The organism is Mycobacterium sp. 852013-51886_SCH5428379, assembly GCF_001665575.1.
In the GTDB taxonomy this organism is placed as follows: Bacteria; Actinomycetota; Actinomycetes; order Mycobacteriales; family Mycobacteriaceae; genus Mycobacterium.
In genome coordinates, this window is record NZ_LZSU01000036.1 from 156867 (window position 1) to 177770 (window position 20904).

22 protein-coding genes are annotated in these 20904 nt (G+C 69.0%); 11 read left to right on the forward strand and 11 right to left on the reverse strand.

Annotated elements, in window-relative coordinates; translation table 11 throughout:
* Positions 1-69: 69 nt before the first annotated feature.
* A complete protein-coding gene (locus tag A5757_RS15430) occupies positions 70-1125 on the forward strand; it encodes a dihydrodipicolinate reductase (protein WP_066835595.1) in 1056 nt (351 codons plus the stop codon).
* A 30-nt stretch (positions 1126-1155) separates the two neighbouring features.
* A complete protein-coding gene (locus A5757_RS15435; protein ID WP_197497354.1) occupies positions 1156-2007 on the forward strand; it encodes a patatin-like phospholipase family protein in 852 nt (283 codons plus the stop codon).
* On the opposite strand, the gene A5757_RS15440 is transcribed toward A5757_RS15435, so the two are convergent.
* Together A5757_RS15440 and lpqV are read right to left on the reverse strand one after the other, a co-directional pair.
* Entirely contained in the window at positions 2008-2973 is a 966-nt protein-coding gene (locus A5757_RS15440; protein ID WP_066835599.1) for a patatin-like phospholipase family protein, read from the reverse strand. It abuts the gene before it with no gap.
* A gap of 48 nt (positions 2974-3021) precedes the next feature.
* Entirely contained in the window at positions 3022-3465 is a 444-nt protein-coding gene (gene lpqV / locus A5757_RS15445; protein ID WP_066835601.1) for a lipoprotein LpqV, read from the reverse strand.
* Between the two features lie 125 nt (positions 3466-3590).
* Between lpqV and A5757_RS15450 the strand changes: the two genes are divergently transcribed.
* Together A5757_RS15450 and A5757_RS15455 are read left to right on the forward strand one after the other, a co-directional pair.
* Complete coding sequence (locus A5757_RS15450; protein ID WP_066835603.1) at positions 3591-4115, forward strand: cysteine dioxygenase family protein; 525 nt, start codon at positions 3591-3593, stop codon at positions 4113-4115.
* A gap of 1 nt (position 4116) precedes the next feature.
* Complete coding sequence (locus A5757_RS15455) at positions 4117-4503, forward strand: rhodanese-like domain-containing protein (RefSeq protein ID WP_066835606.1); 387 nt, start codon at positions 4117-4119, stop codon at positions 4501-4503.
* On the opposite strand, the gene A5757_RS15460 is transcribed toward A5757_RS15455, so the two are convergent.
* Genes A5757_RS15460 through A5757_RS15470 form a run of 3 tightly spaced genes read right to left on the reverse strand, consistent with a single transcriptional unit; the run spans position 4500 to position 8041 of the window.
* Positions 4500-6206, reverse strand: coding sequence for an alpha/beta-hydrolase family protein (locus A5757_RS15460; protein ID WP_066835608.1), 1707 nt, complete (start codon positions 6204-6206; stop codon positions 4500-4502). The two genes, A5757_RS15455 and A5757_RS15460, sit on opposite strands and share 4 nt — an antisense overlap.
* Positions 6207-6215: 9 nt before the next feature.
* The gene (locus A5757_RS15465) at positions 6216-6992 is read right to left on the reverse strand and encodes an enoyl-CoA hydratase (RefSeq protein ID WP_066835610.1); all 777 of its coding nucleotides are present in this window, start codon (positions 6990-6992) and stop codon (positions 6216-6218) included.
* A 2-nt stretch (positions 6993-6994) separates the two neighbouring features.
* A complete protein-coding gene (locus A5757_RS15470) occupies positions 6995-8041 on the reverse strand; it encodes an enoyl-CoA hydratase/isomerase family protein (RefSeq protein WP_066835612.1) in 1047 nt (348 codons plus the stop codon).
* Positions 8042-8221: 180 nt separating this feature from the next.
* Between A5757_RS15470 and A5757_RS15475 the strand changes: the two genes are divergently transcribed.
* Together A5757_RS15475 and A5757_RS15480 are read left to right on the forward strand one after the other, a co-directional pair.
* Positions 8222-9073 carry a Bax inhibitor-1/YccA family protein gene (locus tag A5757_RS15475; protein ID WP_066835614.1) on the forward strand — a complete coding sequence of 284 codons (852 nt, stop codon included), beginning with the start codon at positions 8222-8224 and terminating at the stop codon, positions 9071-9073.
* 155 nt (positions 9074-9228) lie between these two features.
* A complete protein-coding gene (locus A5757_RS15480) occupies positions 9229-10074 on the forward strand; it encodes a hypothetical protein (RefSeq protein ID WP_066835616.1) in 846 nt (281 codons plus the stop codon).
* A gap of 74 nt (positions 10075-10148) precedes the next feature.
* On the opposite strand, the gene A5757_RS15485 is transcribed toward A5757_RS15480, so the two are convergent.
* On the reverse strand, positions 10149-11366 hold the full coding sequence (locus tag A5757_RS15485; RefSeq protein WP_066835618.1) for an acetyl-CoA C-acetyltransferase: 1218 nt from the start codon (positions 11364-11366) through the stop codon (positions 10149-10151).
* Positions 11367-11396: 30 nt separating this feature from the next.
* A complete protein-coding gene (locus A5757_RS15490) occupies positions 11397-12362 on the reverse strand; it encodes an SGNH/GDSL hydrolase family protein (RefSeq protein ID WP_066835620.1) in 966 nt (321 codons plus the stop codon).
* Positions 12363-12554: 192 nt separating this feature from the next.
* Between A5757_RS15490 and A5757_RS15495 the strand changes: the two genes are divergently transcribed.
* The 4 genes from A5757_RS15495 (at position 12555) to A5757_RS15510 (ending at position 16642) form a co-directional block, all read left to right on the forward strand.
* Positions 12555-13610, forward strand: coding sequence for an alpha/beta hydrolase (locus tag A5757_RS15495; RefSeq protein ID WP_066835622.1), 1056 nt, complete (start codon positions 12555-12557; stop codon positions 13608-13610).
* 29 nt (positions 13611-13639) lie between these two features.
* Positions 13640-15034, forward strand: a complete 1395-nt coding sequence (locus tag A5757_RS15500) for a cystathionine beta-synthase (RefSeq protein WP_066835624.1) — start codon at positions 13640-13642, stop codon at positions 15032-15034.
* A 102-nt stretch (positions 15035-15136) separates the two neighbouring features.
* Complete coding sequence (locus A5757_RS15505) at positions 15137-16078, forward strand: hypothetical protein (RefSeq protein WP_066835626.1); 942 nt, start codon at positions 15137-15139, stop codon at positions 16076-16078.
* A gap of 15 nt (positions 16079-16093) precedes the next feature.
* Complete coding sequence (locus A5757_RS15510; RefSeq protein WP_066835628.1) at positions 16094-16642, forward strand: RDD family protein; 549 nt, start codon at positions 16094-16096, stop codon at positions 16640-16642.
* Between the two features lie 6 nt (positions 16643-16648).
* On the opposite strand, the gene A5757_RS15515 is transcribed toward A5757_RS15510, so the two are convergent.
* Complete coding sequence (locus A5757_RS15515) at positions 16649-17815, reverse strand: acyl-CoA dehydrogenase family protein (RefSeq protein ID WP_156618430.1); 1167 nt, start codon at positions 17813-17815, stop codon at positions 16649-16651.
* Between the two features lie 42 nt (positions 17816-17857).
* On the opposite strand from A5757_RS15515, the gene A5757_RS15520 reads away from it, so the two are divergent.
* Entirely contained in the window at positions 17858-19012 is a 1155-nt protein-coding gene (locus A5757_RS15520) for a cystathionine gamma-synthase (protein ID WP_066835630.1), read from the forward strand.
* Here A5757_RS15520 and A5757_RS15525 read toward each other — a convergent pair.
* From A5757_RS15525 to A5757_RS15535, 3 genes are all read right to left on the reverse strand, one after another.
* A complete protein-coding gene (locus A5757_RS15525) occupies positions 19004-19669 on the reverse strand; it encodes a GPP34 family phosphoprotein (RefSeq protein ID WP_066835632.1) in 666 nt (221 codons plus the stop codon). The two genes, A5757_RS15520 and A5757_RS15525, sit on opposite strands and share 9 nt — an antisense overlap.
* A gap of 15 nt (positions 19670-19684) precedes the next feature.
* Positions 19685-20179 carry a transcription elongation factor GreA gene (greA, locus tag A5757_RS15530; RefSeq protein ID WP_066835634.1) on the reverse strand — a complete coding sequence of 165 codons (495 nt, stop codon included), beginning with the start codon at positions 20177-20179 and terminating at the stop codon, positions 19685-19687.
* A 243-nt stretch (positions 20180-20422) separates the two neighbouring features.
* Positions 20423-20845: a DUF4307 domain-containing protein gene (locus A5757_RS15535; protein ID WP_066835636.1), complete on the reverse strand. Its 423-nt coding sequence runs from the start codon at positions 20843-20845 to the stop codon at positions 20423-20425.
* Between the last annotated feature and the right edge of the window lie 59 nt (positions 20846-20904).

The window sequence follows — 20904 nt, forward strand, 5'->3', positions numbered from 1 at the left end:
TTCGCATCCGGCGAGAAGTGGTGTAGACCACAATAGAACGTGTTCCAGTTTTGAGGCGAGGAGGGCGGCGTGGCGCTGCGGGTCGTGCAATGGGCAACCGGCGGAGTGGGCGTCGCCGCGATCAAGGGGGTGCTCGAACACCCGGACCTCGAACTGGTCGGGTGCTGGGTGCACTCGTCGGCCAAAGCGGGCCGCGACGTGGGTGAGCTCGTGGGGGTGAGTCCCATCGGCGTCGCCGCCACCGACGACGTCGACGCGATCCTGGCCCTGGACGCCGACGCGGTGATCTACGCCCCGTTGCTGCCGAACCCCGCCGAGGTGGCGGCGCTGCTGCGCTCCGGCAAGAACGTGGTCACCCCGGTCGGCTGGTTCTATCCCAGGGAGAAGGAAGCCGCGCCGCTGCGGGAGGCGGCCCTCGAAGGGGGCGCGACGCTGCACGGCACCGGTATCGCACCGGGCGGGATCAGCGAGAAGTTCCCGCTGCTGCTGTCGGTGATGGCCACCGGCGTCACCTTCGTCCGTGCCGAGGAGTACTCGGATCTGCGCACCTACGACGCGCCCGACGTCGTCCGCCACGTGATGGGGTTCGGCGACACCCCGGACAAGGCGTTGAGCGGGCCGATGCAGAAACTGCTCGACGGTGGTTTCATCCAGGCGGTCCGGATGGTCGTCGACGCGGTCGGGTTCAACGCCGATCCGAAGATCCGGTCGTCGCAGGAGATCGCCGTCGCCACCGCCCCGATCGATTCGCCGATCGGCGCGATCGAACCGGGGCAGGTCGCCGGACGGCGGTTCCACTGGGAGGCCGTGGTCGGCAACGAGGTCGTGGTGCGGGTGACGGTGAACTGGCTGATGGGTCAGGAGAACCTGGATCCGCCGTGGTCGTTCGGGCCCGCGGGCGAGCGCTACGAGATGGAGGTCCGGGGCAATCCCGATTTCAACCTGGTGGTCAAAGGTTTTCAGCCCGACAGCGTCGAGGAGGGGCTGGAGAGCAACAACGGTGTGGTCGCGACGGCCGCGCACTGCGTCAACTCCGTGCCTGCGGTGTGCGCCGCGTCGCCGGGGATCGCCACCTACTTCGATCTCCCGATGTTCAGCGGAAAGGCCGCACCCCGGCTGCGGTAGCCCGGCCGGCCGTCGGGCACACTGCGGCGTGTGACGAAGCGAGCACTGGTGCTGGCCGGCGGCGGCATCGCGGGTATCGCCTGGGAGACCGGCGTCCTGCGGGGCATCGCCGACGAATCCCCGGCTGCGGCCGAGGCGCTGCTGAACGCCGACGTGATCGTCGGGACCTCGGCGGGGTCGACGGTGGCCGGGCAACTCGGCAGCGGCCTGGGTATCGACGCGCTGTTCGACCGGCAGCTGGCCGTGGAGTCGGCCGAGATCGACTCGGGCGTCAGCATCGAGGCCATCTCGGAGCTGTTCATCACGGCGATGTCCGCGCCGGACCTCGGTGTGGCGGAGAAACTGCAACGCATCGGCCAGATCGCCCTGACCACCCCGACCGTCACCGAAGAGGTGCGCCGCGCGGTGATCGCCGCCCGTCTGCCGGTGCACGACTGGCCGCAGCGCGACCTGCGGATCACCGCGATCGACACCGCCACCGGCGAACTCGTGGTGTTCGACCGTTCCTCGGGGGTGTCGATCGTCGACGCGGTTGCCGCCAGCTGTGCGGTGCCCGGGGTGTGGCCGCCCGTCACGATCGGTGCGCGCCGACTGATGGACGGCGGCGTCGGCAGCACCGTCAACATGGCGGTGGCCGCCGACTGCGACGCCGTGGTCGCGCTGGTGCCGTCGGGCCGGAACTCGCCGTCTCCCTTCGGCAGTGGCGCCGTCGCCGAGGTCGACACGTTCCCCGCGCCGACGCTGGGCATCTTCGCCGACGACGAGGCGCTGGCCGCGTTCGGAACCAACCCACTCGATCCGGCGTGCCGGGTGCCGTCGGCGACCGCCGGGCGCGCACAGGGCCGCAGGGTGGCCGCGGAGGTGGCGAGCTTCCTGGGCTGATCAGGAACCCAGCGCGACGGGTTGCTCGAAGTCGTCGAGTGCGCGGGTGGCCAGCTGCCTACCCACCTCGATGACCTCGGCCGCGCGATGGAAGTCCAGGCTTCGGCACACCGACCGCGGGACCTCGATCAGCAGATCCGGCGGGTAGGCCGCGAGCGTGTGACGGGCCAGGGCCGCCTGGGCGATGTCGATGGTGCGGTTCATCACCTCGAAGCTGCCGAGTTTCGGTATGGCGGATTCGAGGACCTCCTCGCCGTCCTCGTCGTCGACTGCGGTGCCCAGTCGCCCCAGCACTGCCCGCGCCGACTTGGTGTCCAGGAGCGCAGAAGTGCTGCGCAGCAATCGGTTCAGCCATTCGGCGGTGGCGGCGCTCTCGTCGTCATGGGACTCGTCCTGCGGTTCGGCGCGACCGCCGGACTCGCTGCCGCCGAGGCTGACGGCGAGGGTCAGATCGGCGTTCACCGCCGAGACCGGGGCCATCGGCAGTGGATCGAGGATGCCGCCATCGGCCAGCAACCGGCCATCCAGCACGTGCGGCGAGATGACGCCCGGGATGGCGATCGACGCGCGGATGGCCGCGTCCACCGGACCGTGTTGCAGCCATACGGATTTGCCCGCGATCAGATCCGTGGTGACCGCGGTGTAGGGGATCGGCAGATCCTCGATGCTGACCTCGCCGAGGATGTCGCGGACCGCGTCGAGGATCTTGCCGGCGCGCAGCACCCCGGCGGCGGTGATCGACGGGTCGAGCAGGCGCAGCACCGCCCGTTGCGTCAGCGACCGCGCCCACTCCGCGTACTCGTCGAGCTTGTCGGCCGCTTGTAACCCGCCGACGAGCGCGCCCATCGACGAGCCGGAGATACCGGCGATCTCGTAGCCGCGTGTCCGGAGCACGTCGATGACCCCGATGTGCGCATAACCACGGGCGCCACCGCTGCCGAGCACCAGGGCGACGCGCTTGCTCATGGCGTTATTGTGCGCCATTCCGCGCAGCGTGAATCAAACCCGCGAGGTTCAGCCGCACAGCTCCGCGGCGGCCGCCTCGACCGCCACGATGACCGCGGACTGGCGGCCGGGCGCCAGCTTCGACCATGGGCTGCCGAACGTGGCCGGACCCGCCGACTCCGTCGCCTGCAGCTCCGCCAGGTACGACTCGACCTTGGCCGTCTGATCTCCGGGTTTCCCGGTCATCCACTGCCTTGCGGCGTTGCAGGCCTGGAAGTACTCGTCCTCGGTGGATTCGGCGGGGGCGCCGACGGCCGTCGTCACCCCGCCCGGCGACACCTCGACTCGGCCCGGCGCGGCGGACCGGGTCTCCTCCTGGGACGTCTCCGGAGTGGCGGCCTGCGACGAGGACGGCTCGGCGGCCTCCTCGGAACCGGAGCTGCAACCGGACAGAGCCAGGCCGCCGGCGAGCGCTGCGGTGACGAGGGTGAGGCCGATGTGGTGCCTGCGCATGCCGCCAATCTATGCAACACTGGCGGCCATGACGGAGCGGACCGTGGTTGCGGAGTGTTGTCGGGCCTGACGCCCACCCCTCTTGACCTGTTCGTCCCATCCTCGTTCCCTCCCGGAGTTCCGTGATGACTCTCGCCCTGCCTCCTGCCGTGTCCGCACCCACCCGTCTGCGCCTGCCCGATCTGCTCTTCGAGACCGACCGCAGCGCCGACGACGTGCTCAGCGGCCGCTACGACCATCTGCTGCCACCCGCTGGCATCCCCCGCGACGACCGCTGGTACACCCGGTTGCGGGGCGACGACGAACTCGACGTGTGGCTGATCAGCTGGGTGCCCGAGAAGTCGACCGAACTGCACGACCACGGCGGCTCCCTCGGCGCGCTGACCGTGCTGTCCGGCGCGCTGGCCGAAACCCGTTGGGACGGCGAGGGGCTGCGCCGCCGGGTGCTGTCGGCGGGGGATCAGGCCGCGTTCCCGCTGGGCTGGGTGCACGACGTGGTGTGGGCGCCCGAGTCGATCACGGTGGCCGGTCCCACACTCAGCGTGCACGCCTACTCGCCACCGCTGACCGCGATGTCCTACTACGAGGTCGCTGCACCGGACCGGTTGCGGCGCAAGCGAACCGAACTGACCGACTCGCCGGAGGGATGACATGACGACCAGCCGCATCGACCGGGTGCTCGCAGCCGCCCGGGACAAGCTGCAGCGCATGCCCGCCGCCGACGTACCCGCCGCGGTCGCCGACGGCGCACTGCTCGTCGACATCCGGCCCGCGGCCCAGCGCACCCGCGAGGGCGAGGTGGCCGCCGCGCTCGTCATCGAACGCAACGTGCTCGAATGGCGCTGCGATCCGACCAGCGACGCCCGGTTGCCGCAGGCGGTCGACGACGACGTGTTCTGGGTGGTGCTGTGCTCGGAGGGGTACACCTCGAGCCTGGCCGCGGCCGCGCTACAGGAGTTGGGGCTGCACCGCGCCACCGACGTCATCGGCGGCTACCAGGCGTTGCAGGGCGAAGGCGTTCTGGCGCAGCTGAACTAGCCGTTCTCGCCCGAGTGCATCATCGGCCGCAGCCGGGCGGTCTTGTCCGGCGTCCACCCGGGTGGCTGCAGGACGGCGGCCCACGCATCGACGACGTTGGCGACGTAGACGTGCCCGTGACCGTCCGGGACGTTCACCGCCACCGCCATATCCGCGGACACCTGCAGGAACGTCACCACCGGGATCCACTTCATCCGCGCGGTGCGGTCATAGCCGGGCGGTTCCTTCAACCAGTCCGGCCGGGAGAACAGCAGATCGGGGTTCCACCACGCGATCGGATCGGAGGCGTGCTGCAGGTACACCACCCGCGGTGTCTCCCAGGGCTGTTCAGGCCTGTCGAGGTCTTCGGGCTGCGCGACGAAGCGGACACTCTCCCCGTTGTCGTAGATCGGCAGCCATTCCGGTGACCCCGGATCGCGGTTGTGGGTCAGCTGCGCCCAGATCTCGTTGTTGAACGTCGGTCCGGAGAACAGGGCGCCGTCGGTGCGCGCGACGAGGTTGTTCAGCGCCAGGAACGGCGCCTCGCCGCCGAACGAGCCCAGGCTCTCCCCGAACACCACCAGCCGGGGGCGGTCGGCCTCGGGCAGTTCGCGGACGAGGGCGTCGACGGCTTCGAACAGTGCCTGTCCGGCTTGACGCGCGTTCTCCTTGTCGACGAGGAACGACAGCCAACTCGGCAGGAACGAATACTGCATGGACACGATCGCGGTGTCGCCGTTGAACATGTACTCCAGCGCGGAGGCCTCCGCGTCGTTGATCCAGCCGGTGCCCGTCGTCGTCGCGACCGCGACCACCGCACGGTCCAGCCCGCCGGTGCGCAGCAGTTCACGGGCCGCCAGCTCGGCGGTCGCGCGGATGCCGTCGGCCGAGTTCAGCCCCGCGTACGCGCGGATCGGCTCGATGGCGGGCGCGCCGTTGAACTCCTCGAGGTCCGCGACAGTGGGTCCGTTCGCCACGAAGACGCGCCCCTGATGGCCCAGCGACTCCCAGCTCACCAGGGACTCCGGCCCGCCGGAGCGCAACACCGAGGTGGGGGCTGCGTTGTCCGGATCGGTCTCGTCGTTGACGGCGGCGAAGGTCTTGTTGATGGTGCTCATCGCGAACCGCACGACGACACCGTTGAGCAGTGCGATCGTCAGTGCAAGCACCAGCGCCACCGCCACGACCGCGGAAACCCTTGGCGGAGCGACTTTCTCGAGCTGTCGCACGAGGAATCGGACGAGTTTGCCTACCAGCTGGCCGATCTCGACGAGTGCGAACAGCACCACGATCGACAGCACCGCCGTCAGCGGGTGGTCCCAGAACGCCAGCCGCGCAACGCCCATGAAATCGCGCACCTGGTCCTGCCAGACGTGGAAGTACACGATCATCAGGACCTGGCCGACGACTCCGACCACGATCAGCGCGAGCCAGGCGAACTTCGGGGCGCGCGGCGTGTGCTCCCGGGAGAGCATGAACCGGAACAGCCATACGCCGAAGACGCCGAGCCCGTAACCGATTGCGCCGGCGCCACCGCTGACCAGCGCCTGGAACAGCGGGCCGCGCGGTAGCAGCGACGGCGTCATCGACAGCCAGATGAACACCAGGCCGGTCGCGGTGCCGAAGAACGTGTAATGGCGCAACCACCAGGCCCGCGGGGCGGGTGGTTGCTCGGCCGTCTCCTGCGGGGGTGTCTTGTCGAGGACCTCCGCGGTGTCGCTCACGCCAGCACTTTAGCGATGCGTGAAGTTGGCGGGGCGTTTCTCGCTGAACGCCGCCATACCTTCCTTCTGGTCGTCGGTGGCGAACGCCGAATGGAAGAGCCTGCGCTCGTAGAGCAGACCCTCGGTGAGGCTGGACTCGTACGCCCGGTTCACCGCTTCCTTGGCCATCCGCGCCGCGTTGCGCGACATGCCGGCGATCGCGGCGGCGGTCTCGTTGGCCTCGTCGAGCAGCCGGTCTGCGGGCACCACCCGTGAGACCAGACCGCTGCGGTCGGCCTCCGCGGCATCGATGGTGCGTCCGGTCAGGATCAGGTCCATCGCCTTGGCCTTGCCGATCGCGCGGGTCAGCCGCTGCGAGCCGCCCATGCCCGGCAGCACGCCCAGCTTGATCTCGGGCTGGCCGAATTTGGCGGTGTCGGCGGCGATCAGTAGATCGCACATCATCGCCAGCTCGCAGCCGCCGCCGAGGGCGTAGCCGGCGACCGCGGCGATGGTGGGGGTGCGGGTGGCGGCGAACTTCGCCCAGGGCGCGAAGAAGTCGGCGGTGAAGACGTCGGCGAACGACAGGCTCGCCATCTCCTTGATGTCGGCGCCCGCGGCGAACGCCTTCTCGCTACCGGTGACGATGATCGCGCCGATGTCGGGATCGTCGTCGAATTCCGCTGCCGCCGTGGTGACCTCGTGCATCACCTGGCTGTTGAGGGCGTTCAGCGCTTTGGGCCGGTTCAGTGTGATGGTGCCGACCCGGCCGTCGCGGGTGACGAGGATGGTCTCGTAGGCGGTCATGGTCACTCCTTGTGGGGGAAGGTGAGATCGGGGTCGGCGGGCTGGAAATAGGCGTCGACGTCGTCGGTGGTGACCTCGGCGATCGAGGCGGGCGACCACTTCGGATTGCGGTCCTTGTCGACGAGCTGGGCGCGGATGCCCTCGACGAAGTCGTGTGAGCGCAGCGACGCACACGAGACGCGATACTCGTCGCGGAGCACGTCTTCCAGTGTGTCGAGCCGGGCGGCCCGGCGGACCGATTCGAGCGCCACGGCCAACGCAACGGGGGAGCGGGTCTCGATCAGGTCGGCGGCACCGGCGGCCGCGTCTGCGCCGTGCGCCCGCAGCGCCGCGACGATGTCGGCGATCGTGTCCTTCGCGTAGCACTCGTCGATCCAGTCGCGTTCTGCCAGCAGGGGGCTCGCGGGCGGTTCCTGCGCGTGGGCGGCCAGCGCGGCGTCGACGCCGTCGGCGATGACCGCGGCCGTGAAGGCCTCGAGCGCGTCGTGCGGGACGAAGTGGTCGGCGAATCCCATCGCGATGGCGTCGGCGCCGGAGAACGGTGCGCCGGTCAGCGCCGCGTGGTAGCCGAGCAGACCGGGCGCGCGGGACAACAGATAGGTGCCGCCGACGTCGGGGATGAAGCCGATGCCGACCTCGGGCATGCCCATCTTCGTGGTGTCGGTGACCACGCGGACGTCGCCGTGTGCGCTGACGCCGACGCCGCCGCCCATCACGATGCCGTCCATCAGTGCGACATAGGGTTTGGGATAGCGGCCGATGTAGGAGTTGAGCTGGTACTCCTCGAACCAGAATCGACGCGCGTCGGCGCCGTCGGCCTTGGCGCTGTGGTAGAGCGCGATCACGTCGCCCCCGGCGCACAGACCGCGCTCGCCGGCGCCGCGGAGCAGCACGGTGTGCACCGCGTCGTCATGCGCCCAGCGGTCGAGGGCTTCGCCGAGGATGGTGACCATGCCGTGGGTCAGTGAGTTGATCGCCTTGGGCCGGTTGAGGGTCAGCAGACCCACACCGTTCTCCACTGTTACTAGGACGTCCTCGTTTTCTGCCACGAATGCAATCTAGATCGTGACCCCGCCGACGTGTGCGACGGGTAAGGTTTCGCACGATAGGGCTGGGAAGTTCCTGTGAAAAAAGTTTCGGTTCCGGGAACCTGACCGGCACGACGCTCGTTGAGCGAGTGTTCGACAGTTTCGGACCACTATCGGACCATTACTTGAGAGGACCCCACGGTGCGCGAGAGCAGCAACCCGGTATTCCGCTCCCTGCCGAAGACGCAGGGCGGCTATGCCACATTCGGGACCGGAGCCGCAGGCTACGGCGCCCAGCAGGTGCAGGCCGACCCGTACGCGGCGCCTTACGCCCAGCATCCCGAGCAGACCGGCGTCGCCCGGCCGATGACGATCGACGACGTCGTCACCAAGACCGGCGTCACGCTGGCAGTGCTGTCGGCCGTCGCCGTCGTCTCCTACTACTTGGTCAGCGGGAACCTCGGGCTCGCCACCCCGTTCGCTCTCGTCGGCGGACTCGGCGGCCTGGCGCTGGTGCTGATCGCCACGTTCGGCCGTAAGCAGGACAACCCGGCCATCGTGCTCGCGTACGCCGCACTCGAAGGTCTGTTCCTCGGCGCGGTGTCGTTCATCATCGCCAACGTGGTGTCCTTCGGCGGTGTGGGCATGATCGCCCAGGCGATCGTCGGAACCATGGGTGTGTTCTTCGGCATGCTCGTCGTCTACAAGACCGGCGCGATCCGCGTGACGCCGAAGTTCACCCGGATGATCGTCGCCGGCATGTTCGGCGTGCTGGCCCTGGTGCTGCTCAACCTGGTCCTCGGCCTGTTCGGTGTCGGCGGTGGTGCCGGCCTGGGCCTGCGCGACGGCGGCGGTCTGGCGATCGTCTTCTCGCTGGTCTGCATCGCGCTCGCGGCGTTCAGCTTCCTGATCGACTTCGACTCGGCCGACCAGATGGTCCGCGCCGGCGCGCCGGAGAAGGCGGCCTGGGGCGTCGCACTCGGCCTGACCGTCACCCTGGTCTGGCTGTACATCGAGATCCTGCGCCTGCTGAGTTACTTCAACAACGACTAGTTGCTCTGCGAGGGAAGCCCGGCACCGGTGGTGCCGGGCTTTCTGTTGTGTGGGGGACGTTGAGTTTGTTCACAGATCGCGATTCGTCCACAGATCGCGCTCTGTAGACAATCTCGACGGGTGAGGACGTCGGCGTCAGGGCCGAACCTTCGAGCATGCTCGACAAGCCCTTCATCGGTACGGAGGCAGTGGCCGCCGGCGTGATCCGGAAGCACCAGCTCCGATCGCAGTACGTGGCGCTGCACCCGAACGTGTACGTGCACCCCGACATCGTGCTCACTCTCCGCGCACGGGCAATCGCAGCCTGGCTCTGGTCGCAGCGACGCGGCGTCATCGCGGGCGCGACCGCCTCCGCGCTGCACGGCGCGAAGTGGGTCGACGACACCGAGCCCGTCGAACTGATCGTGTCGTGCGGGAGACCACCTGCCGGCCTACGCACCTCCGCGATGACGCTGCACGGCGCCGAACGGGTCCACATCGGCGGGTTGCCCGTCACCACGATCGAGCGCACTGCGTTCGACCTGGGCCGGCGTGGTGGGCTCGACACAGCAGTGGCCCGCCTGGACGCACTCGCCGCCGCGACGGGATTCGAGGCGGTGAACGTCTTCCAGGTCGCGCGGTGTCATCCGCACTCACGCGGTCTCCGTCAGCTGGAGTCGGCGCTCGGCCTGATGGATGCCGGGGCGGAGTCGCCCAGGGAGACGTGGTTGCGTCTCCTGCTGATGCGCGCCGGCTACCCGCGACCGCGTACTCAGATCCCCGTCCGCAGCCCCGACGGACGGCGCAGGTACTACCTCGACCTGGGCTGGGAGGACATCAACGTCGCCGTCGAATACGAGGGCGACCACCACCGCACGTCCAAGGAGCTCTTCGCCTACGAGATCCGGCGTCTGGAAGACCTTGCCGCCGCCCAGTGGCAGGTCGTCCGCGTCGCCGCACGCAGCGGCGACGCCGACATCCTGGACCGAGTTCGGCGTGCGTGGCGGCTACGAGGGTGTTGAGTTTGCATCCAGATCGCGATATCGCCGCGGGCGACGATCTGTGTGCAAAGTCAACGCAGAGGGGGAGCGGGGAGCTAGGACAGGCGCTCGATGATCATCGCCATACCCTGGCCGCCGCCGACGCACATGGTCTCGAGGCCGAACTGCTTGTCGCGGGTCTGCAGGTTGTTCAGCAGCGTGGCCGTGATGCGGGCGCCCGTCATGCCGAAGGGGTGACCGAGCGCGATCGCCCCGCCCGACACATTGAGTCGGTCCTCGTCCATCCCCAGCTCGCGCGCCGAACCGAGCACCTGGACGGCGAACGCCTCGTTGATCTCGTAGAGGTCGATGTCGCCGATGCTCATCCCGGCGTTGGCCAGCGCCTTCTTCGACGCCTCGATCGGACCGAGGCCCATGATCTCCGGCGACAGCCCGGACACGCCGGTCGCCACGATGCGCGCCAACGGTGTCAGGCCCAGCTCCTTGGCGCGGGTGTCGCTCATGATGACCACCGCGGCGGCGCCGTCGTTGAGCGGGCACGCATTACCGGCAGTCACCGTGCCGTTCGGCCGGAAGACCGGCTTGAGCTGGCTGATCTTCTCGTAGGTCGTCCCCGCGCGCGGGCCGTCGTCCTTGCTCACGACCGTCCCGTCGGGCAGCGTCACCGGCGAGATCTCCCGCTCGAAGAAGCCGCTGTTGATGGCCTCCTCCGCGCGGTTCTGCGAGCGCACACCCCAGTGGTCCTGGTCCTCGCGGCTGACACCGGTGAACAGCGCGACGTTCTCGGCGGTCTGACCCATCGCGATGTAGAGGTCCGGCAGCACGCCGTCCTCGCGCGGGTCGTGCCACTCGTCGGCACCGGCGGCGCCCTGGGTGGACCGTTCCATCGCCTCGGCGAACGTCGGGTTCTTGGTGTCGGGCCAGCCGTCGGCGTTGCCCTTCGCGTAGCGCGACACGGTCTCGACGCCCGCGGAGATGAATGCGTGGCCCTCGCCGGCCTTGATCGCGTGGAACGCCATCCGCGAAGTCTGCAGCGACGACGAGCAGTACCGGTTGACGGTGGTGCCGGGCATGAAGTCGTAGCCCAGCTGTACGGCGACCGCGCGGCCGATGTTGAAACCGGACTCACCCGCGGGCTGACCGCAGCCCATGATCAGGTCGTCGATGTCGCGCGGGTCGAGCGAGGGCACCTTGTCCAGGGCGGCGCGCACCATCTGCGCGGCGAGGTCGTCGGGCCGCATGTCGACCAGCGACCCCTTGTTGGCGCGGCCGATCGGCGAACGCGCGGTCGAGACGATGACGGCTTCAGGCATGACGGCTCCTCGGTTGCGGCTGAGGAAAACCTAGCTTGCGGACGCGACGACCGGTGCGGGGACCCCGGTGGTACGCCGCCACAGTCGGGTCACGCCGCCCACCTTGGCCAGCAGCGTGCTGACGTCGGCGGCGCGCGTGCGCAGCGCCCGGTCGGGCGGACCATCGACATGGCACTCACCGAGCGCCTCGCACAGGGCGGGCAGCAGCTGGCTGGCCGCCAGCGCGTACCCGGCCGCCGACGGGTGGAACATGTCGTCGGAGAACAGCACGTCGGGCTGCTTGTAGAACTCGGGTGCCAGCAGATCGGAGAACGGCACAGGCACCCCGCCCTCGGCGCGTACGGCCGACGCCTGCGCCCGCGCCAGCCGCAGACCCAGGGCGCGGGTGACGGTGCGCAGCGGCTGCGGGATCGCGGTGATCACTCCGAAATCCGGACACGTGCCCACGACGACGACCGCGCCGCTCGAGCGCAGCCGGGCGACGGCCTTGCCGAGCCGGCGGGCCGACTGCGGGATGCCGTTGAGGGCGGTGATGTCGTTGGCGCCGATCATGATCACCGCGGCGTCCGGTGGCGGGCCGGCGACGAACATCGCGTCGATCTGGCCGGACAACCCCTTCGAGGTGGCGCCGACGATCGCCTTGGTGCTGAGCCGGATTCGCTTACCCGACTGTTCGGCCAGTCCGCGGGCCATCAGGACGCCGGGCACCTCCTCGGCGTCCCGGCAGCCGTACCCGGTCGCGGTGGAGTCCCCGAAAACCATCAGGTGCAGGTCGAACGGATCGCCACGCTGCCAGCGCTGCACCGGACCGCCGCCGGGGGAGTAGACGCCGTCGGCCCGGGGCGGGATGTCCCAGGCCTTCGGGATGGTCTGACGGGCCTGATCGGCTTGCCCGCTCAGCAGGTTGCGCGCCCCGATGTAGGCGGTACCGGTCGAGGCGACGGTGGCCGCCGTGGCGAGGGCGATGGTTCCTCGGCGACGTGCGCGAATTCCCACACGGCGAGTTTAAGTCGGGGATCGGCGGCTTACGGCGCGCCACGGCAACGATGGCGATCACAGTGCGGTATCGAACCCACCACCTATTTTGTTTAGAAGGGTGTGATACCGGTTACATGTGCGAAGCTAAGTTACGGAGACTGGCTGAGTAGCTGAGCACCCGGCACTACAACGGCGTAGAAGGTGATGGCAATGACTGCACCGAGCAAGGTACCCAGCTCCGGCCATGCGGCCCTACGGGCGACTCGGGCCAAGGCGCGACGGTTCCCGGTCAGTGACGGGGCGCCCGTCGAGATCATCGAGGACGGGCCCAGTGTGGCCGCCCGGGTCATGGCGCTCGCGGCGACGCTCACCATCAAGCCGACCCTGACCATCGGCAGCCTCGCGCCGAAGATGCCCTGGCCGTGGGGTGCGGTCGATTTCGTCTGCCGTGTCATGCGCCCGGTGCCCGGCACCATCAAGGCCACCATCTCGCTGCCCAACTGCAACGCACAGATCGTCCGCGCTCCCGGTGTGCTGCCCGCCGACGGCAAGCGCAGCGTGATCCTCTACGCCCACGGCGGCGCGTTCCTGACCTGCGGGGCCAACTCGCACGGCCGGCTCATCACGGCGTTGTCCAAGTTCGCCGACAGCCCGGTCCTGGTCGTCAACTACCGGATGATCCCGAAGAACTCCGTGGGTCAGGCCATCGACGACTGTTACGACGGCTACCAGTGGCTGCGCGACCAGGGCTACGAGCCCGACCAGATCGTGCTGGCCGGCGACTCCGCGGGCGGATACCTGTCCCTGGCGCTGGCAGAGCGGCTGCACGACGACCCGGTGCCCGAGACGCCGGCCGCCGTCGTCACCATGTCGCCGCTGTTCGAACTGGACAACGAGGCCCGCGCCGGCCATCCCAACGTGCGCAGCGACGCCATGTTCCCCGCCCGTGCGTTCCACGCGCTCGTCGAGCTGATCGAGGAAGCCGCCAAACGCAACATCGTCGACGGCCGCCCCGAAGAGGTGTACGAGCCGCTCGACCACATCGAACCGGGACTGCCGCGCACGCTGATCCACGTGTCGGGCTCCGAGGTCCTGATCAGCGACGCCCGCAAGGCGGCCAGGCTGCTTGCCGCCGCCGGGGTGCCGGTGGAGGTGCGGGTGTGGCCCGGACAGATGCACGTCTTCCAGCTGGGAGCGCCGATCGTCTCGGAGGCGCAGCGGTCGCTCAAGCAGATCGGCGAGTACATCCGAGAGGCCACCTGGTGACCTTGTACAGCGCCTGACACGATGGTGTCATGCGTATCGCGCGGCACATCAGTGAGCTCATCGGCAACACCCCTCTGGTAAGGCTGAATTCCGTTGTCCCGGAAGGCGCCGGGACCGTGGCGGCCAAGATCGAGTACCTCAACCCCGGGGGCAGCTCCAAGGACCGCATCGCGATCAAGATGATCGACGCTGCCGAGGCCAGCGGTGAGCTCAAGCCCGGTGGCACCATCGTCGAACCGACCTCCGGCAACACCGGCGTCGGGCTGGCCCTGGTGGCGCTGCAGCGCGGATACAAGTGCATCTTCGTCTGCCCCGACAAGGTCGGCGAGGACAAGCGAAATGTGTTGCGCGCGTATGGCGCCGAGGTGGTGGTGTGCCCGACGGCCGTCGCGCCGGACGATCCGGACAGCTATTACAGCGTGTCCAACCGGCTGACCGCGGAGATCGAGGGCGCCTGGAAGCCCGACCAGTACTCCAACCAGATGGGTCCCGAATCCCATTACGAGACCACCGGCCCGGAGATCTGGGCGGACACCGACGGCAAGGTGACGCATTTCGTCGCGGGCGTCGGCACCGGCGGGACGATCACCGGGGCGGGCCGCTACCTCAAGGAGGTGTCCGGCGGGAAGGTCCAGGTCATCGGCGCCGATCCGGAGGGGTCGGTGTACTCCGGCGGGACCGGGCGGCCGTATCTGGTCGAAGGTGTGGGCGAGGACTTCTGGCCGACGGCGTACGACCCGTCGGTCCCCGACGAGATCATCGCGGTCTCCGACGCCGACTCGTTCGACATGACCCGCCGGCTGGCGCGCGAGGAGGCCCTGCTGGTCGGTGGATCGTGTGGGATGGCGACGGTCGCGGCCATCGAGGTCGCCCGGAAGGCCGGGCCCGACGCGCTGGTCGTGGTGCTACTGCCGGACGGCGGCCGCGGCTACCTGTCGAAGATCTTCAACGACGACTGGATGTCGTCCTACGGCTTCCTGCGCAACAAGCTCGACGGGTCGATCGAACAGTCGACGGTCGGTGACGTGTTGCGCCGCAAATCCGGATCGCTGCCGGATCTGGTGCACACCCATCCGTCCGAGACGATCCGCGACGCCATCGGCATCCTGCGGGAGTACGGCGTCTCGCAGATGCCGGTCGTCGGCGCCGAACCGCCGGTGATGGCCGGTGAGGTCGCCGGCAGCGTCTCCGAGCGGGAGCTGCTCTCGGCGGTGTTCGAGGGCCGGGCCAAACTCGCCGACGCCGTCGCCGACCACATGAGCCCCTCCATGCCCCTGATCGGTGCGGGCGAACTGGTCAGCACCGCCGCGAAGTCGTTGGCCGAATGCGACGCGCTGATGGTGGTCGAGGAGGGCAAACCGGTCGGCGTGCTGACCCGGCACGACCTGCTCGGGTTCCTCTCGGACGGCCGTACGCGGCGCTGACGGCCGTGTCCGGTGCGGATAAACCGCCCCGGTGACTTCCGCGCGGGTAAATTCATAGCGCTTCGCTCTGCGATCGTTCGCACGACACAGTTGGAAGGTGCCATGACCGAGCAACCGCCCGGACCGCCCGGAAACTACCCGCCGCCGCCTCCCGGGGGTTACCCACCGCCGCCGCCTCCCGGTGGCTATCCGCCGCCGCCCGCGGGCGGATACCCACCGCCGCCGCCTCCCGGGGGTTATCCGCCTCCGCCCACCGGCTACTACCCACCCCCGCAGTCGTTCGGTGGTGGCTACCCGCCGCCCGGCGCGGGATATCCGCAGATGGGCGGGCCCGGTGGCCAATTCAGCATCGGCGACGGGCTGTCCTGGGCCTGGAACAAGTTCTCCAAGAACGCGCTTGCGCTGATCGTGGCGACCCTGGCGGTCGGCGCCGTGCTGGCGGTGCTCGTCGGCGTGATCTACGCCGTCGCCATCGGCGTCTCCCCGGAAGCGACGTCGGTGTACGAGAACTACGACGGCGGCGCCTCCTACGACTTCTACGCCGAGCTCAGCGGCGCGGGCATCCTCGTGATGCTCGTCGGCTACCTCGTGCTGCTGGTGGTGTCCGGAGCGCTACTGGCCGGCTACTACCGCGGGCTGCTCGACATCGCCGACGGTCAGCGGGTGTCGATCGGATCGTTCTTCAAGCCGCGCAACGTCGGCAGTGTCGTCATCGCCAGCTTCCTCACCGGCATCATCACCGGAATCGGCTATGCGCTCTGCTACGTGCCCGGGCTCATCGCGTCGATCTTCTTGCTGTTCACCACCGTCGCGGTGGTCGACCGCGGACTGTCCCCGGTCGAAGCCATCAAACAGAGCTTCACGGTCGCGAAGGCCCAGTTCGTGCCGGTGTTGCTGACGTGGCTGCTCGCGATGATCGCCATCTTCGTCGGCTCGTTCCTGTGCGGTATCGGCCTGCTGGTCGGCGCACCGGTGGCCGGCCTGCTGGTGGTTTCGTCCTACCGTCGCCTCACCGGAGGTCCGCTGGCGCCGGCGACCCCGTAGCCGGAGGAGTTCGCGATGACCTACGACGGGTATCCGCCGCCGGCGCAGGTCCTGCCGCCGGACGCGTACGTCTCGTGGTTCACCCGGGTGCCGGCCGCACTGGTGGACGGCGCGATCCCGTTCGTCCTCATTGGCATCGGATACGGCGTCGCGATCGGCACCGGGGACTCGGTCTGCATCGAGGCCGAGACCGGGGTGGGCGCGGCCTGCGATAGCGCCATCTCCGGGCCGGGGGTGGCCGTGTTCACGCTGATGTGGCTGTCAGCGATGGGCTTCTGGGTCTGGAACCTCGGCTACCGGCAGGGCCGGACCGGGCAGAGTATCGGAAAATCGGTCATGAAGTTCGAGGTGCTCAGCGACAAGACCTGGCAGCCGATCGGTTTCGGGCTGTCCATCGTCCGGCAGCTCGCGCACTTCGTCGACCAGGTGCTCTGCTACATCGGCTACCTGTTCCCGCTGTGGGACTCCAAGCGCCAGACGCTGGCCGACAAGATCATGAACACCGTCTGCGTCCCCGTCGATTCGCCATACTTGCCGCAGCAACAAGTTCAGCGCTACTACTAGCGCCGGTCATCGGAAGGCGCTGACACCCGTGAGCGCCTCTCCGATGACCATCTGATGCACCTCGGAGGTGCCCTCGTAGGTCAGCACCGACTCGAGGTTGTTGGCGTGCCGCAGCACCGGATACTCCAGCGTGATCCCGTTGGCGCCCAGCAATGTTCGGCACTGCCGCGCGATCTTGATGGCTTCGCGGACGTTGTTGAGCTTGCCGAAGCTGACCTGGTCGGGCCGGATCCGGCCCTCGTCCTTGAGCCGGCCCAGATGCAGCGCCAGCAATTGCGCCTTGCCGAGTTCGACCGCCATATCGGCGAGTTTGGCCTGCGTCAGCTGATAGGCCGCGAGCGGTTTGTCGAACACCTCGCGGCTGCCCACGTAGTCGATCGTCGTCTCCAGGCAGTCCCTGGCCGCGCCGACGCTGCCGAACACGATGCCGAACCGCGCCTCGGACAGACACGCCAGCGGACCGGAGAGCCCCCGCGCCTGCGGGAGCTGCGCGTCGGCCGGCAGCCGCACGTCGTCGAGCACCAACTCGGAGGTGTTCGATGCGCGCAGCGACAGTTTGTGCTTCATCTCCCGCCCGGAGAACCCCTCGGTCCCGGCCGGGACGACGAAGCCGAGAATGCCCTCCTCGGCCCGGGCCCAGACGACGGCGACGTCGGCGACCGATCCGTTGGTGATCCACATCTTGGCGCCGTTGAGGATCCAGTCGGAGCCGTCGCGGCGGGCGGTGGTGCGCATGCCGGCGGGGTTGGAACCGAAATCCGGCTCGGTGAGGCCGAAGCAGCCGATGAGGTCGCCGGTCGCCATCCCGGGCAGCCACTGTTCGCGTTGCTCCTCGCTGCCGTGGTGGTGGATCGCGAACATCGCCAGCGACCCCTGCACCGACACCATGCTGCGCAGGCCGCTGTCGACGGCCTCGAGCTCCTGGCAGACGATGCCGTAGGACGTGGCCGACGATCCGCCGCAGCCGTAGCCCTCCAGGTGCATGCCGAGCAGGCCGAGCTTGCCGAACTCGGTGGCGAGCTCGCGTACCGGCACCTCTCCGGCCTCGAACCACTCGGCGACGTACGGGCGTAGGCGTTGCTCACCGAAGCGGCGGACGGTCTCCCGCAGTTCCCGGTCCTCGGGGGTCAGCATCGTGTCGGTGTCCAGCAGATCGTCGACGGCTCTGGTCATGAATCCATGTCTACACCGGGCTTCGCTAGGCTCGACAGTGTTATGAGTCAACAGCGCACGGGCCACGGGCTGGCCACCAAAGCGATCCATGCCGGCTTCGCTCCCGATCCGCAGACCGGCGCCGTCAACATCCCGATCTACGCCAGTTCGACGTTCGCGCAGGACGGCGTCGGCGGGCTGCGTGGCGGCTTCGAATACGCCCGTACCGGCAACCCGACCCGCGCCTCGCTGGAGTCCGCGCTGGCCGCCGTCGAGGAGGCCGGCTACGGGCGGGCGTTCGCCTCGGGAATGGCCGCCACCGACTGCGCGCTGCGCGCGGTGCTGCGCCCGGGCGACCACCTGGTCATCCCCGACGACGCCTACGGCGGTACGTTCCGGTTGATCGACAAGGTGTTCACCCACTGGGGCATCAGCCACACCGCGGTGTCGCTGTCCGATCTGGACGCCGTGCGCGCCGCCATCACGCCGGCCACCCGGATGATCTGGGTCGAAACGCCGACCAACCCGCTGCTGTCGATCGCCGACATCGCCGGGATCTCTGAGATCGCGCGGGCGTCGAACGTGAAGGTGTTGGTGGACAACACGTTTGCTTCGCCCGCCCTGCAGCAGCCGCTCACTCTCGGTGCCGACATCGTGTTGCACTCGACCACGAAGTACATCGGCGGCCACTCCGACGTCGTCGGCGGCGCCTTGCTGACCAACGACCAGGAACTCGATACGGCATTCGCGTTCCTGCAGAACGGATCCGGCGGTGTCCCAAGCCCGTTCGATGCGTATCTGACGCTGCGCGGACTCAAGACGCTGGTACTGCGCATGCAGCGGCACAGCGAGAACGCGGCGAAGATCGCCGAATTCCTCGACGAGCACCCCGCGGTCACGTCAGTGCTCTATCCGGGTCTGCCCAGCCATCCGGGCCACCAGGTCGCCGCGCGGCAGATGAGTGGTTTCGGGGGAATGGTGTCGGTGCGGATGGCGGGCGGTGCTCGGGCGGCGCGCGACTTCTGTTCGCGCACAGGGATTTTCATCCTCGCCGAATCGCTCGGTGGGGTCGAGTCGCTGATCGAGCACCCCGGCGCGATGACGCATGCGTCCACCGCGGGGTCTCAACTCGAGGTGCCCGATGATCTGGTGCGTCTGTCGGTGGGGATCGAGGACGCCGCCGACCTGCTGTCCGACGTCGAGCAGGCGCTAGCCTAACGCCGGCCGGACCGCCGCCGCCGTCACCGCAAGGTTGATCCGCGCGGTCATCGCGGCGGGGTCCGCGCGGGACTCGTCCACCCAGCTGCCCAGTGCGATCTCCCCGGCCCGGCCGTGCACCCAGCGCCAGCCGCGGTCGTTGAGACTCAGCAGTGCGCCGAGCCCGTCGGCCGCGTGCAGCAGAGTGATGATCGCGGCGGTCGTCGGCGTCGGCGGCCGCCGGTCGAAGAGGGCGGACAGCAACAGACTGCGCGCGTTTGCGGCCCGGTCCCGGTTGATGAGCGGCCACGCCTGCGGCCTGCCGCCGGGTGGACCGGCGCGCCCGATCTGGTGGGTGCGTTCGAGGTGGCCGAGTACCGCGTCCTCGGTGTGTCTGCGGAGCCTGCCGACGGCGGTGCGCGGAGCCAGCGGGCGCTGCTGCAGCAGATTCAGCGCCGGCGCCAGGACGGGGTCGGGCGAACCGTGCACGGACAGGGCCACCAGCCGGCCCGCCCGGACCGGATCACCGTCGACCGCGGGCCGGATCAGGCAGCCGTGTGCCAGGTCGAGCAGCACCGCGGCCGCCAGCACCCGCCCACGGCGCGACGGGTCCAGGCCGGGTTGCGCGGAGGCGTTGTCGAGCAGCAGCAGGAGCAGGTCTTCGGCGATCCGCGCCATCGATGGGGGAGCCGCCTAGGAGTGGTAGGGCTCCGCGCTGACCAGCGTGACCTTGACGGTGCTGCCGCTGGGCACCGTGTAGGTGCGGGTCTCGCCGACCTTCGCGTCGAGCAGGGCGCCGCCGAGCGGCGAGTTCGGCGAGTACACCTCGAGTTTGCCGTCGTTGACGGCCTGCTCGCGGGTGCCGATCAGGAACGTCTCGGTGTCGGACTCGTCGCCGTCGTAGTAGACCTTGACCACCGAACCGGGCAGCGCGACGCCGGACTGCTTGGGCGCCTCGCCGACCTTCGCGTTGTTGAGCAGCTCCTGCAGCTGGCGGATGCGGGCCTCTTCCTGACCCTGCTGCTCACGCGCGGCGTGGTAGCCGCCGTTCTCGCGCAGGTCGCCCTCTTCGCGGCGGTCGTTGATCTCGGCGGCGATGACGGGCCGGTTGGCGATGAGCTGGTCCATCTCCGCCTTGAGCCGGTCGTAGGACTCCTGGGTCAGCCAGGTGACCTGGGTATCGGTCATGTCGTCGCGCTCCTGTCTGTGTGAAATTGCGGACGTCTACATCCGCTGCGAAGCCGGTGCGGGGCTGGCCGGGGTCTTGCCGAGTGCATCGCCGCGTCGTCAGCACGTCACAGGTGCGCAAATGCAGCAATACACGGCCCCAGCCGGAACCGTGTACCGATCGATCGTACCACCGGCAGCGCACCGGAATTTCAGAAATTCGCAGTTCGGCGTTTGTTGCGCGGGTCCCGTCGGCCGGCTTCGTCAGGGGGTGACGAGATAGGGCGGGACGTCGGTTCCGCAGCCGTAGACGTCGCCGATCACCGGCGGGCTGCTGGACCGGACGATCGTCTTCACCTGCACCGTGGCCTGCGACGACGGCGCCACCAGGAGTTCGCGCCGCCCGGTTTCGCTGCCGTCCTTGGATCGCGCCCGGACGATGCACACCACCGGCCGCGACGGATCCTCGCGGGTGACGCTGAGGGTGACCTCGACGGTCCGGTCGTCGATGAGCCGGTAGGCGCCCAGCTCGCCCTCCACGTCCTGGGCGCCCAGTCGCGCGAAGCCGATGGCCGCGATCACCACCCCGGCCACGACGACGAGTGCGGTCAGCCCGATCGCCGTCAGTCGCCGGGCGCGTCGCGACATCGGCCGACGCCCGTAGCGGGCTTCTGGACGTTCGATCATGGGTTTGGGGTGCCCGTCGGTCGGGGGGTGCAGGGGGAACTGGAACTATAGAACGCAAA

Excerpts from the sequence above, each read along its gene's own strand:
- A5757_RS15440 (WP_066835599.1), bottom strand. The coding sequence starts at position 2,973 with ATGAGCAAGCGCGTCGCCCTGGTGCTCGGCAGCGGTGGCGCCCGTGGT.
- lpqV (WP_066835601.1), bottom strand. The coding sequence starts at position 3,465 with ATGCGCAGGCACCACATCGGCCTCACCCTCGTCACCGCAGCGCTCGCC.
- A5757_RS15450 (WP_066835603.1), top strand. The coding sequence starts at position 3,591 with ATGACTCTCGCCCTGCCTCCTGCCGTGTCCGCACCCACCCGTCTGCGC.
- A5757_RS15455 (WP_066835606.1), top strand. The coding sequence starts at position 4,117 with ATGACGACCAGCCGCATCGACCGGGTGCTCGCAGCCGCCCGGGACAAG.
- A5757_RS15465 (WP_066835610.1), bottom strand. The coding sequence starts at position 6,992 with ATGACCGCCTACGAGACCATCCTCGTCACCCGCGACGGCCGGGTCGGC.
- A5757_RS15480 (WP_066835616.1), top strand. The coding sequence starts at position 9,229 with ATGCTCGACAAGCCCTTCATCGGTACGGAGGCAGTGGCCGCCGGCGTG.
- A5757_RS15485 (WP_066835618.1), bottom strand. The coding sequence starts at position 11,366 with ATGCCTGAAGCCGTCATCGTCTCGACCGCGCGTTCGCCGATCGGCCGC.
- A5757_RS15495 (WP_066835622.1), top strand. The coding sequence starts at position 12,555 with ATGACTGCACCGAGCAAGGTACCCAGCTCCGGCCATGCGGCCCTACGG.
- A5757_RS15500 (WP_066835624.1), top strand. The coding sequence starts at position 13,640 with ATGCGTATCGCGCGGCACATCAGTGAGCTCATCGGCAACACCCCTCTG.
- A5757_RS15505 (WP_066835626.1), top strand. The coding sequence starts at position 15,137 with ATGACCGAGCAACCGCCCGGACCGCCCGGAAACTACCCGCCGCCGCCT.
- A5757_RS15510 (WP_066835628.1), top strand. The coding sequence starts at position 16,094 with ATGACCTACGACGGGTATCCGCCGCCGGCGCAGGTCCTGCCGCCGGAC.
- A5757_RS15515 (WP_156618430.1), bottom strand. The coding sequence starts at position 17,815 with ATGACCAGAGCCGTCGACGATCTGCTGGACACCGACACGATGCTGACC.
- A5757_RS15520 (WP_066835630.1), top strand. The coding sequence starts at position 17,858 with ATGAGTCAACAGCGCACGGGCCACGGGCTGGCCACCAAAGCGATCCAT.
- A5757_RS15525 (WP_066835632.1), bottom strand. The coding sequence starts at position 19,669 with ATGGCGCGGATCGCCGAAGACCTGCTCCTGCTGCTGCTCGACAACGCC.
- greA (WP_066835634.1), bottom strand. The coding sequence starts at position 20,179 with ATGACCGATACCCAGGTCACCTGGCTGACCCAGGAGTCCTACGACCGG.
- A5757_RS15535 (WP_066835636.1), bottom strand. The coding sequence starts at position 20,845 with ATGATCGAACGTCCAGAAGCCCGCTACGGGCGTCGGCCGATGTCGCGA.